11 protein-coding genes are annotated in these 16068 nt (G+C 71.6%); 5 read left to right on the top strand and 6 right to left on the bottom strand.

Annotation, left to right across the window (positions count from 1 at the left end; all coding sequences use genetic code 11):
- Both cobN and ACFY1H_RS18350 read left to right on the top strand, forming a co-directional pair.
- Complete coding sequence (gene cobN, locus ACFY1H_RS18355; RefSeq protein ID WP_386947681.1) at nt 1–3609, top strand: cobaltochelatase subunit CobN; 3609 nt, start codon at nt 1–3, stop codon at nt 3607–3609.
- Nucleotides 3610–3909: 300 nt separating this feature from the next.
- Nucleotides 3910–5118 (top strand): chitinase, encoded by a 1209-nt coding sequence (locus tag ACFY1H_RS18350; RefSeq protein WP_386947679.1) that lies wholly within the window; start codon nt 3910–3912, stop codon nt 5116–5118.
- A 76-nt stretch (nt 5119–5194) separates the two neighbouring features.
- On the opposite strand, the gene ACFY1H_RS18345 is transcribed toward ACFY1H_RS18350, so the two are convergent.
- The 4 genes from ACFY1H_RS18345 to ACFY1H_RS18330 all read right to left on the bottom strand — a co-directional run bounded on the left by ACFY1H_RS18345 (nt 5195) and on the right by ACFY1H_RS18330 (nt 10472).
- A complete protein-coding gene (locus ACFY1H_RS18345; RefSeq protein WP_366582872.1) occupies nt 5195–6301 on the bottom strand; it encodes a dihydrofolate reductase family protein in 1107 nt (368 codons plus the stop codon).
- Nucleotides 6298–7530, bottom strand: coding sequence for an aldehyde dehydrogenase family protein (locus tag ACFY1H_RS18340; RefSeq protein ID WP_366582873.1), 1233 nt, complete (start codon nt 7528–7530; stop codon nt 6298–6300). Before ACFY1H_RS18340 ends, ACFY1H_RS18345 begins: the two co-directional genes overlap by 4 nt.
- 118 nt (nt 7531–7648) lie before the next feature.
- A complete protein-coding gene (locus ACFY1H_RS18335; protein ID WP_366582991.1) occupies nt 7649–8332 on the bottom strand; it encodes a M50 family metallopeptidase in 684 nt (227 codons plus the stop codon).
- A gap of 1165 nt (nt 8333–9497) precedes the next feature.
- Nucleotides 9498–10472 (bottom strand): hypothetical protein, encoded by a 975-nt coding sequence (locus ACFY1H_RS18330; protein ID WP_366582874.1) that lies wholly within the window; start codon nt 10470–10472, stop codon nt 9498–9500.
- 173 nt (nt 10473–10645) lie between these two features.
- On the opposite strand from ACFY1H_RS18330, the gene ACFY1H_RS18325 reads away from it, so the two are divergent.
- The 3 genes from ACFY1H_RS18325 to ACFY1H_RS18315 all read left to right on the top strand — a co-directional run bounded on the left by ACFY1H_RS18325 (nt 10646) and on the right by ACFY1H_RS18315 (nt 13941).
- Entirely contained in the window at nt 10646–11422 is a 777-nt protein-coding gene (locus ACFY1H_RS18325; RefSeq protein ID WP_366582875.1) for a methyltransferase domain-containing protein, read from the top strand.
- Nucleotides 11423–11457: 35 nt separating this feature from the next.
- Nucleotides 11458–12780 (top strand): M20 family metallopeptidase, encoded by a 1323-nt coding sequence (locus ACFY1H_RS18320; protein ID WP_366582876.1) that lies wholly within the window; start codon nt 11458–11460, stop codon nt 12778–12780.
- 111 nt (nt 12781–12891) lie between these two features.
- Nucleotides 12892–13941: a trypsin-like peptidase domain-containing protein gene (locus ACFY1H_RS18315; RefSeq protein ID WP_386947677.1), complete on the top strand. Its 1050-nt coding sequence runs from the start codon at nt 12892–12894 to the stop codon at nt 13939–13941.
- 123 nt (nt 13942–14064) lie between these two features.
- Here ACFY1H_RS18315 and ACFY1H_RS18310 read toward each other — a convergent pair whose 3' ends face one another.
- Nucleotides 14065–14451, bottom strand: a complete 387-nt coding sequence (locus ACFY1H_RS18310) for a DUF3224 domain-containing protein (protein ID WP_366582878.1) — start codon at nt 14449–14451, stop codon at nt 14065–14067.
- 68 nt (nt 14452–14519) lie between these two features.
- Nucleotides 14520–16064: a helicase HerA-like domain-containing protein gene (locus ACFY1H_RS18305; protein ID WP_386947675.1), complete on the bottom strand. Its 1545-nt coding sequence runs from the start codon at nt 16062–16064 to the stop codon at nt 14520–14522.
- Nucleotides 16065–16068 lie beyond the last annotated feature (4 nt).

The following is a 16068-nucleotide window of genomic DNA, read 5'->3' as shown; positions in this document are numbered from 1 at the left end:
GTGATCCTGCTTCTGTCCACTTCGGACACCGACCTGCTCAGCGCCCGGGCCTCGGAGGGTGAGTTCCGGCTCGCGAACCCGGCCCGGCTCGACGTCGCGGACCTGCCGGGGCTGCTCGACGGCGCGCCGATCGTCGTGGTCCGGATCCTGGGCACGCCGCGGTCGTGGCAGGAGGGCCTGGACACGCTGCGTGCGTCGGGCTCGCACGTGGTGGTGCTGGGCGGCGAGCAGACGCCGGACGCCGAGCTGATGAAGCTCTCCACCGTGCCGGCGGGCATCGCGGCCGAGGCCCACGCGTACCTCGCGCAGGGCGGGCCGGAGAACCTCACGCAGCTGCACCGGTTCCTGTCCGACACGCTGCTGCTGACCGGCGACGGCTTCGAGCCGCCCGCGCAGCTGCCGTCGTGGGGCGTGCTGGAGCGCGCCTCCTCGGGCCCGGCGGACGGCCCGGTCGTCGGGATCCTGTACTACCGCGCGCACCACCTGTCGGGGAACACCGCGTTCGTCCACGCGCTGGCCGACGCGATCGAGGCCGCGGGCGGGCGGGCGCTGCCGATCCACTGCGCGTCGCTGCGCAACCGCGAGCCGGAGATGATGGCCGAGCTGGGCCGCGCCGACGCGCTGCTGGTCACGGTGCTGGCGGCGGGCGGCACGCGGCCCTCGGAAGCCGGCGCGGGCGGCGACGACGAGGCGTGGGACGTCGCCGAGATGGCCGGGCTCGACATCCCGATCCTGCAGGCCCTGTGCCTCACCAGCGATCGCGCGACGTGGTCGGCCAGCGACGACGGCCTGTCGCCGCTGGACGCCGGCAACCAGATGGCCGTGCCGGAGTTCGACGGCCGGCTGATCACGGTGCCGTTCTCCTTCAAGGAGTTCGACGAAGACGGCCTGCCCCGGTATGTCGCCGACGCCGAGCGCGCTGCCCGCGTGGCCGGGATCGCGCTGGCGCACGCGCGGCTGCGCCACACCCCTCCCGGGTCGCGGCGCATCGCGTTGATGCTCTCGGCGTACCCGACGAAGCACTCGCGAGTGGGCAACGCCGTGGGGCTGGACACGCCGGCGTCGACGATCAAGCTGTTGCGGCTCATGCGATCGCAGGGCTACGACCTCGGCCCCGACGCGTTCCCGGGCGTCGAGCCGACGGGCACCGACCAGCCGGACGGCGACGCGCTGATCCACGCGCTGATCGCCGCCGGCGGGCAGGATCCGGAGTGGCTGACGGAGGAACAGCTCTCGGGCAACCCGATCCGCGTCCCCGCGGCGCGGTACCGCGCATGGTTCGCCGCGCTGCCCGCGGAACTGCGCTCGGCGGTCGAGGAGCACTGGGGCCCGGCGCCGGGCTCGCTGTATGTCGACACATCGGCAAATCCCGAGGGCGACATCGTGCTGGCGTCGCTGCAGTCGGGCAACGTCGTGATCATGATCCAGCCGCCGCGAGGGTTCGGTGAGAACCCCGTGGCGATCTACCACAACCCCGACCTGCCGCCGAGCCACCACTACCTCGCCGCGTACCGCTGGCTGGAGGAGGAGTTCGGCGCGCACGCGGTGGTGCACCTGGGCAAACACGGTTCGCTGGAGTGGCTGCCGGGCAAGACGGCGGGCCTGTCCGCGTCGTGCGCGCCCGACGCCGTGCTGGGCAACCTGCCGCTGATCTACCCGTTCCTCATCAACGACCCCGGTGAGGGCGCGCAGGCCAAACGGCGGGCGCACGCCACGATCGTCGACCACCTCATCCCGCCGATGGCGCGCGCCGAGTCCTACGGCGACCTCGCGCGGCTCGAGCAGCTGATGGACGAGCACGCGAACATCGCCGCGATGGACCCGGCCAAGCTGCCGGCCATCCGCGCCCAGATCTGGACGCTCATCCAGGCTGCGAAGCTCGACCACGACCTGGGTGTGGCCGAACGTCCGCACGACGCGGAGTTCGACGACTTCCTGCTGCATATCGACGGCTGGCTCTGCGAGGTCAAGGACGCGCAGATCCGCGACGGCCTGCACATCCTCGGCGAGGCCCCGGTCGGCGAGGCGCGCGTGAACCTCGTGCTGGCGATGCTGCGGGCCCAGCAGATGTGGGGCGGCAAGCAGGGCGCGGTGCCGGGGCTGCGTTCGGCGTTGGGGTTGAAGGAGAACTCGTCCGCTCCGATGTCCGAAGTGGACGCGATCGAGACCTCGGCGCGTTCGCTGGTCTCCGCGATGGAGACGCGTTCCTGGGCTGTTTCGGCCGTGCCCGCTGTGGTTTCCGACGTCCTGGGCGCACCGGACGCGGAGGTCTCGCGGGTGCTTTCGTTCGCGGCCACCGAGATCGTCCCCCGGCTGGCGGGGACTTCCGGCGAGATCTCCGCGGTGCTGCACGCGCTGGACGGCGGTTACATCCCCGCCGGCCCGAGCGGTTCGCCGTTGCGCGGGCTGGTGAACGTGCTGCCGACCGGGCGGAACTTCTACACCGTCGACCCGAAGGCCATCCCGAGCCGCCTCGCGTGGGAGACCGGCCAGGCGCTGGCCGACTCGCTGCTGCGCCGCTACCGCGAGGACACCGGCTCGTGGCCGACGTCGGTGGGGCTTTCGGTGTGGGGCACCTCGGCGATGCGCACCTCCGGTGACGACGCGGCGGAAGTGCTGGCGCTGCTGGGCGTGCAGCCGGTGTGGGACGAGGCTTCGCGGCGCGTCACCGGTCTGGAGGCCATTCCCCTGGCCGAACTGGGCCGCCCGCGCATCGACGTCACCGTGCGCATCAGCGGTTTCTTCCGCGACGCTTTCCCCCACGTGATCACGTTGCTGGACGACGCCGTCCGCCTCGTGGCGGCGCTGGACGAGCCTTCGGACCAGAACTTCGTGCGGGCCCATGTCGCGGCGGACCTGGCGACGCACGGTGACGAGCGCCGCGCCACCACCCGCATCTTCGGCTCGAAACCGGGGGCCTACGGCGCCGGCCTGCTGCCGCTGATGGACTCCGGCAACTGGCGCGACGACAAGGACCTGGCCGAGGTGTACGCGGTGTGGGGCGGCTTCGCCTACGGTCGCGACCTCGACGGCCGCCCCGCGCGCGAAGACATGGAGCAGTCGTACCGGCGCATCGTCGTGGCCGCCAAGAACACCGACACGCGCGAACACGACATCGCCGACTCCGACGACTACTTCCAGTACCACGGCGGCATGATCGCCACCGTTCGCGCGCTGACGGGCTCCGCGCCCGCGTCCTACATCGGCGACAGCACCACGCCGGACGCCGTGCGCACCCGCACCCTGGGCGAAGAGACCGCCCGCGTGTTCCGCGCCCGCGTGGTCAACCCGCGCTGGCTCGCGGCCATGCGCCGCCACGGCTACAAGGGCGCCTTCGAACTCGCCGCCACCGTCGACTACCTCTTCGGCTTCGACGCCACCGCCGGCGTCGTGGGCGACTGGATGTACGAGAAGCTGTCCGAGTCGTACGTGCTCGACGCCGAAAACCAGGACTTCCTGCGCCAGGCCAACCCGTGGGCCCTGCGCGGCATCATCGAGCGCCTCACCGAAGCCGCCGACCGTGGCCTCTGGTCCGAGCCGGACCCCGACCTGATGGCCCAGCTGCGCGACGTCTACCTCACCCTGGAAGGCGATCTCGAAAGCGACTGACCTCCTTCACCCGACCCGTCGGAGCGGTCCTGCCATTCCCTGCCGCCCGCTTGTCCTGTCCTCGGGTGCCAGAGAGCGAGTGCGACCGGATTTCGAGCGTCGCCGGCTGTCCGCAGTGGACCAGCACGGCGGTTGGTCCGCGTCCGGTCGGGGGAGGGGGCGTTGGGCCGCCAGGGTGAACACCGGGGGCCGATCCCGGCATTTCGCCCGTAGCAGCCCGCCGATCGTCGGGTGGCGGGTTGACTTCGCATTGGTCTAGTCCAATGCTGATGCGCACCCCGCTCGTCAGCTGGAGGACAGATGCAACGAAGCAGACTGGCCGCCGTCGGGCTCGCTGCCGCCGCCGTGCTCGGGACAGCCGCGACCCTGGCCGCCACGGCCGATGCCCAGCCCGCGGCCGCCGCGGCCCTGAGCAACAACTGGTACGCCTCGGCGCCGTACCTCATGCCCGTGAGCAACAATCCGCCCGACCCGGTGACCGTGATGAACGCGACCGGGCAGAAGGCGTTCCAGCTGGCCTTCATCCTCGCCCCCGACGGCGGCGGTTGCAGCCCCACGTGGGACGGCAAGTCGGCGGTCTCGTCCGACACCGCGGTCGCCGGCGTCGTGAACCGCATCCGGGGCAACGGTGGTGACGTGTCGGTATCCGTCGGCGGCTACGGCGGTACGAAACTGGGCCAGACGTGCGGCACCGTCGACGCGACCGCCGCCGCCTACCAGCAGGTGGTGACCAAGTACGGCCTCAAGGCCCTCGACTTCGACCTCGAAGAACCCGAGTACGAGAACACCGCGGCGATCGCCAACGAGCTCGGCGCCGCGAAGAAGCTGCAGGCCGACAACCCGGGCCTGTTCGTGTCCGTCACGATGCCCGGCACCTCCGCCGGCACCGGCTGGTTCGGCACGCAGCTGCTCGACCAGGCCAAGTCCATCGGCTTCACGCCCAACAACTTCTCGATCATGCCCTTCGACGGCGGTTTCAACGACTCCTCGGCGCAGGTCTCGGCGCTCGAGAACTTCCACGGCCTGCTGGAAAGCCACCTCGGCTGGGACAGCGCCACCGCGTATTCGCACGAGGGCTTCTCCGGCATGAACGGCCGCTCCGACAACGCGGAGATCTTCACCCTGGCCGACTTCCAGACCGTCTACGACTACGCGACCAGCCACCACCTCGGCCGCTTCACGTACTGGTCGGTCAACCGCGACCGCCCCTGCACCACCACGACCGACAACGCGGTGTGCTCCAACGTGACCCAGAACGACTGGGACTTCACCAAGTTCACCACCCGCTTCGCCGGTGCGACGCCGCCCCAGACCGACCCACCGACGAGCCCGCCCACCAACCCGCCGGGCACCTGCACCGCGCCCGAGTGGCAGAAGGCCTCGGTCTACGTCGGCGGCAACTCCGTGTCCCACAACGCCCACAAGTGGACCGCCAAGTGGTGGACCCAGGGCGAAGAACCCGGCACGACCGGCCCGGACGGGGTCTGGTCCGACAACGGCCCCTGCTGAGCGCGTTCCCCTGCTGCCGGGTGGCCCACGGTGAATCCACTGTGGACCACCCGGTGTTCCACGTCCGGCGGCAGGCTCAGGGACGGATGCCGGGCAGGTGCGTGTTGGCGCGGCGGACCTCGGAGGCCAGCGCGGGCACCTCGACGACCTTGCGGCCCGCCGCGGTGAGGAGTTCGACACCCTCGGCCTCGACGAAGAGCGAGGGCTCGCGCCAGGCGATGACGACGCGCGGGATGGACGTTTCGAGGATCAGCTGCGTGCAGCTCTTCGGGTGCGAAGCGCGGGAGCTGCACGGTTCGAGCGAGCTGTACATGGTCGCGGTGGCCAGGCGCGGGTCGTCCGCGCGGAGCTTGGCCAGGGCGGCTTCCTCGGCGTGGTTGTGCGGCTCGCCCTCGCCGGAGTGGCCGGTGGCGAGCACGGTGCCGTCGGGCGCGGCGATGACGGCGCCGACGCGGAACGTCGAGCTGGGCGGGCATTCGTCCGCCAGCGCGATCGCCTGGCGCAGCCGCAGGACGTCGATCGGCGTGGGTTCGGCGGCCGCGCGGTAGTTGAGGACGGCGACGTTGCCGAGCTGGCGCAGTCCGGCCAGCTCCAGCGGGCGCGGGAACGCGCCGGGGCCGAGGAAGCGCGGCGCGCGCGGGTCGCCGACCACCAGGGGCGCGATGGCGAGGCGCAGCTCATCGGCGAGGCCGGCTTCGAGGAACTGCGTGTGGACGGCGCCACCGCCCTCGACGAGGAGCCGGCGGACGCCGCGTTCGCCGAGGTCGTCGAGGATGCGCTCGAGCCGGGGCGGGGTGCCGGCGTCGATGATCGTCGCCACGTCGCGCAGGCCGTCGACCGCGACCGGCGGCGCGTACACGAGCTTCGGTGCTTCGCCGACCGTGAAGAAGCGCGATGCTGGATCCAGCTTGCCGCTGCTCGTCACGGTCACCTTGATCGGCTGCTCGGGCCGCCCCGCCGCGACGCGCTCGCGGCGCAGGTCCGCCGAACGCACGAGCAGCCGCGGGTTGTCCGCGCGCACCGTGTTGGCACCGACGAGGATCGCGTCGGCCTCGGCGCGCAGGCGGTCGACCTCGGCGAAATCGTCCTCATTGGACAGGATCAGCCGGGTGGTGCTCGCGTCGTCGAGATAGCCGTCCAGCGACTGGGCGGCCGACAACACGACGTGGGGACGGCTGGTCATGCGGGTTGGACCGCGTACTGGCGCACGTACAGGTCGGTGTAGGTCACCGGCCCGCGCGGCCCCGGCACGCGGTCGAGGTTGATCCCGGTCTCGGGCACGGCGAGCAGCTTGAAGCCGTCGAGCAGCCGCGTCGGTGCGTTCCAGAAGACGCCCGTGCCAGTGTAGCCGTCGAAGAACGCGCCGGCCGCCGCCTCGTCCTCGGTGGCGATGCCCGCCGCGAGGCCCGACGTCCGTTCGTTCGCGATCTCCACGGCCTCGTCGAGCCCGCTCACGCGCTCGACCGTGACGGTCGCCTCGCGGTCGGAGTCCAGCGCCCACTCGTAGCCGATGGCGTGCTCGTGCGGCGCCAGCGACGGCGTCACCCCGCGCTCGGCCAGCGCGGCGGTGATCGACGGCCACACGGCGTCGTGCACGTCGTCGTGGATGAGCAGCAGGTTGAGCCGGTTGCACACGCCGAGCCGGTCGAGGCTCGCGGACACGAGGTCGCGCACCTTCGCGGCGTCGGCCGCTGCGTCGACGTACAGCACGCCGCCGCCGTCCGCGTGCGCCAGCGTGCGCACGCCGTGCACGGCCGCCTCGGTGGCCAGCGCACGCGTGCTGTCGCCGCTGCCGCGCAGGATCACCAGCGGCACCAGCCCGGGCAGGCGCACCAGCGCCGACGCGGCCTCCCGCTCGACGCGCGGCACCAGCTGCACCACGTCCGGGTCGATCCCGGCCTCGGCCAGCGCCGGCGCGATCACCGTGTCGCGCAGCCGCTGGGCCGACCCGAGAGCGGCAGACCCGGTGCGCAGCACCCCGGCGTTGCGCGACTTCACCAGCTGCGAGGCGACGTCGACGGTCACGTTCGGCCGCGCCTCGTAGTTCGCGCCGATGACACCCACGGGCCGGCGCCGCTCGATCAGCCGCAGTCCACCGTCCAATGTGGACACCTCGACGGACCGCTCCTGGTGCGGCGCGCCGGCCAGCAGCCGAAGCTGCTCGGCCATGCCGTCGAGGCGCTCGGGCGTGATGGTGAGCCGGTCGAGCAGACCCGCGCTCATCCCGTCCTCGCGCGCCTTGGCGACGTCGGCCTGGTTGGCGTCGAGCACCTCCTCGCGGTGCGTCTGCAAGCGCTCGGCCATGCCCCGCAGCGCCGCGTCCACGGCCTCCTCGGTGGCCCTGGCCAGCGACGGCGCGGCCAGCTTCGCCGCTCGCGCGCACTCCTCGACGGCCTTCGCGACCTCGTCCATCGTCGTCTCCCTCCGCGCGTTCGGCAGAGGACCAGTTTGCCGCACCGCCCACATCGGGGGACGGCGGGCTCACCCCTCGGGACGCCCGTCACACGCCCGCGGCCCATCCCCGGGTCGTTCAGGCGACGACCGGCTCCAGCAGCCACAGCGCACCGGCCAGCAGGCAGCTCACCGTGAGCACCACGAACACCAGCACCCACAGCACCGCCGGCACCGCGGTCAGGCGGCTCAGCTGGTCGGCGTCCGAGTCGCGCGCCTGCCCACGATGCCGCTTGACCTGCAGCTCCACCACCGGCCGGACGCCCCCGAACAGCAGGAACCACGTCAGCAAGTACGCGAACGGCGCCTGCACCACCGGCGGTGCGACCAGCGCCACCAGCCCCAGCACGACCGCGCTCGCGACCACGGTGAACACGCCGTACGCGTTGCGCACCATGATCAGCACGCCCAGCAGCAGCAACGCCACCAGCACCAGCACGGCCGTGATCAGGTCCTGCCCCACCAGGCTCGCGAACACCAGCCCGAGCACCGACGGCGCGACGTAGCCCGCCAGCGCCGTGAACGCCATGCCCGGCCCCTCCGGCTTCCCGCGCGACACCGTGACGCCCGAGGTGTCCGAGTGCAGCTTGATCGACCGCAACCGCCGCCCGACCAGCACCGCCGCCAGCGCGTGCCCCGCCTCGTGCACGATGGTCACCACGTTGCGCGCAAACCGCCACGGCGTACCACCCACCAGCACCACCAGCAACGCGACGCCCCCGGTGACCAACGTGATCGCCGCCGGCGTGTTCGCCTGCGTCAGCGCCGCCTCGACCGCCCCGGGCGCGTCGGCCGCACGCCCCCACCCACCAGCCACACCTTGACTGGCGACCACGGACGAGACGTCGAACACACGCGAAATCACGCGCACACCTCACCACAGGCGACATCTGGCCACTGTTAGTGCCCACTGCGGGACGGGGTGGCTGGGGTCGGTATGGGTGGGGTCAGTTCATGGGGTCTCCTTTCGTCGTCTTCGGTTTCTGTTGCATCGGGTGCGGCGCTGCCGGCCGCTGTTGACCACCTCCTTGAGTCGCCCGCCCACTGCTCGGGCGAGGACTGACCGGGCTTGTGGCACCGGTTGCGCCGTCCACCACCGACCGCAGCCGGCCCGGCACCGGTCCCGACCCACGCTTTGCCCGCAGAGCACGCCCCTGGGCACTGCTGCGCCCGCACGCTTCCTCGTCGCCCAGCACAGGGCCGCGCCGCTGGACCGCAACCAGCTGAACGCACCCGCGACCTCCCTCCCGAACCCAGTCACCACCTCCATCTCGAATGCAGTCCGCAGCGCCCCAGCAGGCAACCGTGAGCAGCGGTCCACTCCCGCCCCCTGACCGAAAGCGACTGCGACAAGACCGAACGCGCCGGCGCAGGGGCCAGGAAGCCCCCTCGCACCAGGCCGCACAGCCGCCGAGGATCGCCCGCACGAGCCATCCCACCGATCGCCCTCCGCCGAGCAGCACAGCACCACCACGGCCGGGCGCCGTTCCTCGGCCGATCCCGGCTGCCCCACGGGCACGTCGGCACAGCCGCCAGAGCGGCACTTCCGCACGAGCCGCAGCCTTCGGACACGCGCGTCCGGGCGTCGCACACCAGCCGAGGCAGTCTCGACATTCAGTCGCACGTCGTCGCAGCACCATCGCGGCCAGCCGTCGCGCGGCAGTCACCTCGGCTAAAGGCAGCACGGCCGCCAGGGTGGCACGCTCGGCGAGCCCGGCCTCCAGGCGCGCGGCCAGGCGTCGCCGCTCAGACAGACCAGCCTCGACGTTCAGGTGCACGGCTCCACCGCACCAGCGCGGCTTGACGTCGATCGTTACCCAAGCCGGAAGTCACCTCCTTCCCGGGTGCGACAGCCGCGGGCGCGCCGGCGCGTCCACGCGGGCGACTCGTGAGCCGCAACAGCCGGGCTAGCGGCGCAGCGGTCGGCATCACTGTGCGGCCGAGCCGGTCACCACCTCCTCAGCCAAGGAAGCCGCGTCGGGGTCTGGCGGTACGGCATCGAGCGTGGCGCGGAACAGCAGGGCGATCCAGCTGCGGTAAGGGCGCCAGTCATCGGCCAGGGGAATCAGCTGGGAGGCGGGGGTGGTCGCGGGGAGCGAGTACGCCTCGCGCATGGATTCGTGCAGGCGGGCGTCAGCGCGGGGGAAGAGGTCGGGGTGGCCGACGCCGCGCAGGAGGATCTGTTCGGCGGAGAAGGCGCCGATGCCGGGGATGGTGCGGAGGTGCGCCAGGGCGTCGGGAACGGGGAGGGCGCGGAGTTCGGTGGCGTCGAGGCGGCCGTCGGCGGTGGCCTGGGCGATGGAGCGGAGGCGGGCGACGCGGAAGTCCGCCAAGCCGCCTTCCGAGGCCAGTTCGGCCAGAACCGCGGGGGCGGGAAACGAGACCACTTGGTACTCACCGACGTCGATGATGGCGCCGTGGCGTTCGGCGAGGAGGCGGCGGCGCCGCATGGCCGTGGTGAAGCGCATGCCCTGGGAGAGCACCGACCAGCAGGCGGCTTCGTAGGGCGAAGAAAACAGCACAGGGCGCAAACCCGGATGCTCGGCACGCAAACCGGCGGCTACGGAGTCACGCAAGTCGATGTCGGGCAGACCCGAGGCGTCGACGTCGAGCGACAGCATGCGGCTCACCTGCCCCATCACGCGCGCGGCCAGGTCGACCGGCGCGGAGACCTCGACTTCCACCGTGCCGGGCGATCTCTGGCGGATGGCGGCGCCGGCGTGGGTCCACACGCCGTCCACGGGGAAGGCCAGCCGCAGCACGCCCGGCTCCGAGGCGGCGTCGGGCCGGCCGGCCGGGCCGAACCCGGCCAGGTAGCGGCTCGCGGCGGACAGGTCGAACGGTCCGCGCACGGCGATCTCGCCGGTCGGCACGTCGATGGGCAGCAGGATCGGTGCGGTCATCGGGATGTCCCTCCTCTGCGGACTCCGGGGGTCGGAGAACCGTGGAAGCGACGTTAGGAAGGGGGGCCGACAATCCGGGCACTCGAACGCCTGATCGGCGAGATCTTCACTCGATCGTGGACAACCAGGCTTTGGCATACTGCCGGTATCCCACCGAGAGGGGAGAAAAACCGGTGGTCGAGCACCCGAAAGCCCAGGACCGTCTCGCCGAGCTGCTCACCACGCCGGCCAAGCCCACAGACGCCGGCTACCTCGACGTCCTCGGCGACGCACCCCAAGCCGGTCCCACCACCGGAATCACCCAGCGCGTGATGCGCACGACGCTGCTCCCCCAGGTCTACGAACGCTTCTGGCGCCCCGCGTTCGGCCGGCTGTTCAAAGGTCCGTTCGGCCCCAGCATGGCCGGCGAAGTCCGCCTCGCCACGGAACTCCTCGCGCTCGAACCGGGCGAGATCGTGCTCGACGTCGCCTGCGGCACCGGCCGGTTCACCCGCGCTTTCGGTGCGGCAACGGGAAACCACGGCCTCGCCATCGGTCTCGACGGCGCGCCCTCGATGCTCGCCCGCGCCCTAGCCGAGACAGACGAAAGCCACGAAGACGGGGTCGCCTACCTCCGTGCCGACGCCGTCGAACCACCCTTTCCACCCTCCACAGTGGACGCCATCTGCTGCTTCGCCGCCCTGCACATGTTCGCCGAGCCCGAACGCGCCCTCGACTCGTTCGCGCGGATCCTGCGTCCCGGCGGTCGCGTCGTGCTGCTGACGAGCGCGCGGCGAGACTGGCAACCCGCGCGAGTCGTCGACACGGCGGGCGGGATCCTCAGCGGACAGCGGATGTTCGACCGCGGCGAGATCGCGGCCGCCTTGCGCGCGCGGGGTTTCCGCATCGTCGCCGAGCGGTTCGCGGGCGTCACCCAGATCGTCGCCGGCGAGCTGCCCGGGGCGAACTGATCCACTTTGTCGGTGCCCGGGGATAGCATCCCCGCATGACCGACGCCGCTCCCGTCCCACCCGACGACTCCCACCTGCGCGCCCTGATCGAGGCCACGGCCGAAGCCGTCGCGGCCGCCGAGCCCCTCGGCTCCGACCACACCGGAGCCGAGTCCGGCGTGCGCGCGGCCGTGGAACGAGAAGTGCGGGCCCGCGCCGACGAACTCGTTGCGCTGAGCCAAGACCTGCACGCCCACCCGGAAGAGGGCTTCACCGAGCACCGCTCCGCCGGCGCGCTGGCGGAGCTCCTGCGCGCCCACGGCCACGAGGTCACGGTGGGCCTCGGCGGCCTCGACACGGCGCTGCGCGCGAGCACGCCGGACAACGGCGGGCCGCACATCGCCGTGCTCTCGGAGTACGACGCCCTGCCCGGGCTCGGCCACGCGTGCGGGCACAACGTCATCTGCACCGCCGGCGCCGGCGGGTTCCTGGGTGCCGCGGCCGTCGCCGAGCAGGCCGGCGGGCGCGTGTCCCTGATCGGCACGCCCGCGGAGGAAGGCGGTGGCGGCAAGGAGACGCTCGCGCGCGCCGGGGTGTTCGACGACGTCGACGCCGTGATCATGCTCCACCCGTTCAGCCACGACATCGCGCTGCACCCGTTCCTCGGCCGGCGGCAGCTGGAGATGGTGTTCCACGGCGTCGGGGCCCACGCGTCGGCGCAGCCGTTCATGGGGCGCAACGCACTCGACGCGGCGGTGGCGGCCTACCAGGGCGTGTCGATGCTGCGTCAGCAACTGCCCTCCACCGACCGCGTGCACGGTGTCTTCACCGACGGCGGCGCCCGGCCCAATGTGATCCCCGAACGCGCCGCGCTCCTGTTCTACCTCCGCTCGGCCGACCCCGAGACGTTGCGCGACCTCGCGAAGCGGATGACCGCGATCGCCCACGGCGCTGCCGAAATGACGGGCTGTGGCGTGGAGCTGACGTGGGATTCGCAGCCGGCGTACCTGCCGATCCGTTTCAACACCACACTCGCCGGGCGGTGGTCGGTGAACCAGGCCGACACCGGCCGCAAACCACTGCCGCCGGGCATCGTGCCGGAGTTCCTCACCGGGTCCACGGACCTGGGCAACTTGTCGTACCGGATGCCCGCGCTGCACCCGATGATCGCCGTCTCCGGACCGACGGTTGCCTTGCACACCAAGGAGTTCGCCGAAGCCGCCGGGTCGCCCTCGGGCGACAAGGCCGTGGTCGACGGCGCGCTCGGCCTCGCCCTCACCGCCGCCGACTACCTCGCCGACGCGACGCTGCGCCAAGCCGTGCACGACGAGTTCGAAGCCTCGGGAGGTGCCCTCGACGTCCCGAAATTCTTCGACTGAAACCCACCCGCCCAGGCTGAGGAACGCCTGAGGATTCTCAGCTGATTCTTCTCAGCAAAGCCGAAGGGATTTCCACAGGGTTCTCACAACCACGGCCGCGAACCTGGTGTCATGACCGAGAACGCGAGTCGGCCCGGCCCCGCCTCACCCGGTGGGCACCAGCCGCACCAGACCCACCCGAACGCTGCTCAGCAGAACGCCCAGCAGCACACCCAGCCGCAGTACGGCCCGTACGCCCAGTACGGGCAGTACGGCCACCAGCAGGCCGCGCCGAATCCGCTCTTCACGCAGCAGCCGCAGGCTCAGCACGCGACGCAGCCGAAGCGACGGGGCGGCAAGCTGGCCGCCGTCGTCGGCGCGACCGCGCTCGCCGCGGCGCTCGTCGGCGGTGGCGCCGGCGCGGCGATCGTCGGGCTGACCACCACGTCGGTGGCCTCGCCCGCGTCGTCCTCCGCGGTCGCCGGGCAGACGGTCAGCAACACGACCTCCACCGGCGACGTCAGCACGGTCGCGGCGAAGGTGCTGCCGAGCGTCGTGCAGGTCAACGTCGACACCGGCCAGGGCGAAGCCATCGGCTCGGGCGTCATCCTGACCTCCGACGGCCGGATCCTCACCAACGCCCACGTGGTCGACGGCGCGGTCGGCGACGTCACGATCACGACGTCCGACGGCAAGAAGTACCAGGCCAGCGTGGTCGGCGCCGACACCAAGGGCGACATCGCGGTGCTCCAGGCCAAGGACGCCAGCGGCCTCACCGCCGCCACCCTCGGCGACTCGAGCAAGCTCGCGGTCGGCCAGGAAGTGATCGCCATCGGCTCGCCGGGCGGGCTGCAGAACACCGTGACCACCGGCATCGTCAGCGCGCTGAACCGGCCGCTGTCCGACGTCGGCGGGGGCGAGCAGCAACAGCAGTCGCCGTTCAGCCGCACATCGAACCAGGCCGACAACGGCCCCAGCTACACCGCGATCCAGACCGACGCCTCGATCAACCAGGGCAACTCCGGCGGCGCGCTCGTCGACGCCCAGGGCCAGGTCATCGGCATCAACTCGGCCCTCTACAGCCCGTCGGCGGCAGGAGGCTCCGCGGGCAGCGTCGGGATCGGCTTCGCGATCCCGGTCAACGACGCCAAGACGATCGTGAACCAGATCGTCAACGGCTGACGCGGTCGCGGACGGACCGCGGTCGGGGCGGCCCGTCCGACTTTCCTCGCTCGAATCGGGGTGGCGGGGAAACCACGGTGAAAGCCGCTCTCCCAGGGTTTCGGGGCCCTGAGAGAGCGGCTTTCACGCTGCCGGGAGCTCGTAGGTCAGCGTGAACGCGTGGTTGCCGGCTTCGTCCTGGGTGATGGCGGCGGAGCCGGAGATACCCGTCAGCTCTCCCGAGCCTGAGCCCGCGAGGATGAGCAGCGACAGGCCTTCGTCACCCGCCGTGTGCCGCAGCACGAATGAACCCTTGCGCCCGTCGACGGACACCGACAGTCGCTCGAAGGCGACGTACGCGCGCGAAGTGGCGTTCGAGGCCGTCAGCATCTCGACGGTGCTGGTGCCCTCCACCGCACCCGTGAACGTCTTGGCGATGGCCACCCGCGCGAACTCGGTGCCGCCCGTCTCGTCCTCGGCCTGCGGCTCCCACTTGTCCAGCTCGAACGTGGCGGTCGCGGTGCTGGTCATGGCTCGTTCCTTCCGATCGGATGCGCTCAGCCTGCCCGCCATACCTGCCAGGTCGTGTCAGGTATTTCTCACCGCCGCCGGTTGCCGAACAGCCCCCGCGTGATCTCCCGCCCCAACGCGGACGCGGCCGAGCGCATGAACGACTTCACCGCCGGGTTGCTCATGGCCTGGGAGATCAGTCCGGGATCCTCGGCCTTCCCCGCCGGAACCGGAGCGGGAGCAGGGGCTGGGGCCTCGGCAGCAGGCGGCTGGGCAGGCGCCGCGACCCGAGCCGCCAGCTTCTCGTACGCCGACTCCCGGTCGATCGTCTCCGAGTACTTCGCGTTCAGGTCGGACGCCGCGACCGCCGCGGCCACCGCCTCGTCCCCGACCGAGCCCATCTTCGACCGCGGCGCCCGCAGCCGCGTCCACGCGACCGGCGTCGGCGCACCCCGTTCGGACAGCACCGTGACCACCGCCTCGCCGATCCCGAGCGACGTCAGCGCCGACTCGAGGTCGTAGTGGGGCGTCTTCGGGTACGTCTTCACCGTCCTGGCCAGGGCTTTCTGGTCGTCGGGCGTGAACGCGCGCAGCGCGTGCTGCACCCGCGCGCCCAGCTGCGACAGCACGGCGTTCGGGATGTCGGTGGGCAGCTGCGTGCAGAAGAACACGCCGACGCCCTTCGACCGGATCAGCTTCACCGTCTGCTCGATGCGCTCCAGGAACGCCTTCGACGCGTCGTTGAACAGCAGGTGCGCCTCGTCGAAGAAGAACACGAGCTTCGGCTTGTCGAGATCGCCCTCCTCGGGCAGCTCCTCGAACAGCTCGGCCAGCAACCACATGAGGAACGTCGAGAACAACGCCGGCTTCGACTGCAGGTTGTCCAGCTCCAGCAGCGTCACCACGCCTTTGCCGTCGGCCTGGCGCATCAGGTCGTGCACGTCCAGCTCGGGCTCGCCGAAGAAGTCCTCGCCGCCCTGGGCTTCCAGATTGGACAGTGCGCGCAGGATCACCCCGGCCGTGGCCGCGGAGACGCCGCCGATGCCCTTGAGGTCGGCTTTGCCCTCGTCGCTGGTCAGGTGCGTGATCACCGACCGCAGGTCCTTCGTGTCGAGCAGTGCCAGCCCGCGCTGGTCGGCCCAGTGGAAGATCAGGCCGAGCGTCGACTCCTGCGTCTCGTTCAGGTCCAGCACCTTGGACAGCAGCACCGGGCCGAAACTCGTGATCGTGGCCCGGATCGGCGACCCCTTGCCGCCGGTACCCAGCGACAGGAACTGCACCGGGCTCGCGGCCGGCGCCCAGTCGTCACCCAGCTCCTGCGCGCGTTTCGTGAGCTTGTCGTTCGCCTCGCCCGCCGCCGACAGGCCCGAAAGGTCGCCCTTCACGTCGGCCAGCACCACCGGCACACCCGCGGCGGAGAGCTGCTCCGAGATCAGCTGCAACGTCTTCGTCTTGCCGGTGCCGGTCGCACCCGCCACCAGACCGTGGCGGTTCAGCGTGGCCAGCGGCAGCCGCACGGCCGCGGCCGCCTCGGTCCGCCCGTCGATCACCACGGCGCCCAGCTCCACCGCGGCGCCCTCACTCACGTAACCCTGCGCGATCTCCTCCGCAGGCCCCGACCCCTGCTCGGCCACTGGC

It is taken from the genome of Amycolatopsis sp. NPDC001319 (assembly GCF_042896185.1).
GTDB lineage: Bacteria > Actinomycetota > Actinomycetes > Mycobacteriales > Pseudonocardiaceae > Amycolatopsis.
Note: the sequence above shows the minus strand (reverse complement) of the source record. Positions and strands in the feature narration are given on the sequence as shown.

Excerpts from the sequence above, each read along its gene's own strand:
- ACFY1H_RS18345 (WP_366582872.1), bottom strand. The coding sequence starts at position 6,301 with ATGACCAGCCGTCCCCACGTCGTGTTGTCGGCCGCCCAGTCGCTGGAC.
- ACFY1H_RS18310 (WP_366582878.1), bottom strand. The coding sequence starts at position 14,451 with ATGACCAGCACCGCGACCGCCACGTTCGAGCTGGACAAGTGGGAGCCG.
- ACFY1H_RS18320 (WP_366582876.1), top strand. The coding sequence starts at position 11,458 with ATGACCGACGCCGCTCCCGTCCCACCCGACGACTCCCACCTGCGCGCC.
- ACFY1H_RS18315 (WP_386947677.1), top strand. The coding sequence starts at position 12,892 with ATGACCGAGAACGCGAGTCGGCCCGGCCCCGCCTCACCCGGTGGGCAC.
- ACFY1H_RS18350 (WP_386947679.1), top strand. The coding sequence starts at position 3,910 with ATGCAACGAAGCAGACTGGCCGCCGTCGGGCTCGCTGCCGCCGCCGTG.
- ACFY1H_RS18330 (WP_366582874.1), bottom strand. The coding sequence starts at position 10,472 with ATGACCGCACCGATCCTGCTGCCCATCGACGTGCCGACCGGCGAGATC.
- ACFY1H_RS18340 (WP_366582873.1), bottom strand. The coding sequence starts at position 7,530 with ATGGACGAGGTCGCGAAGGCCGTCGAGGAGTGCGCGCGAGCGGCGAAG.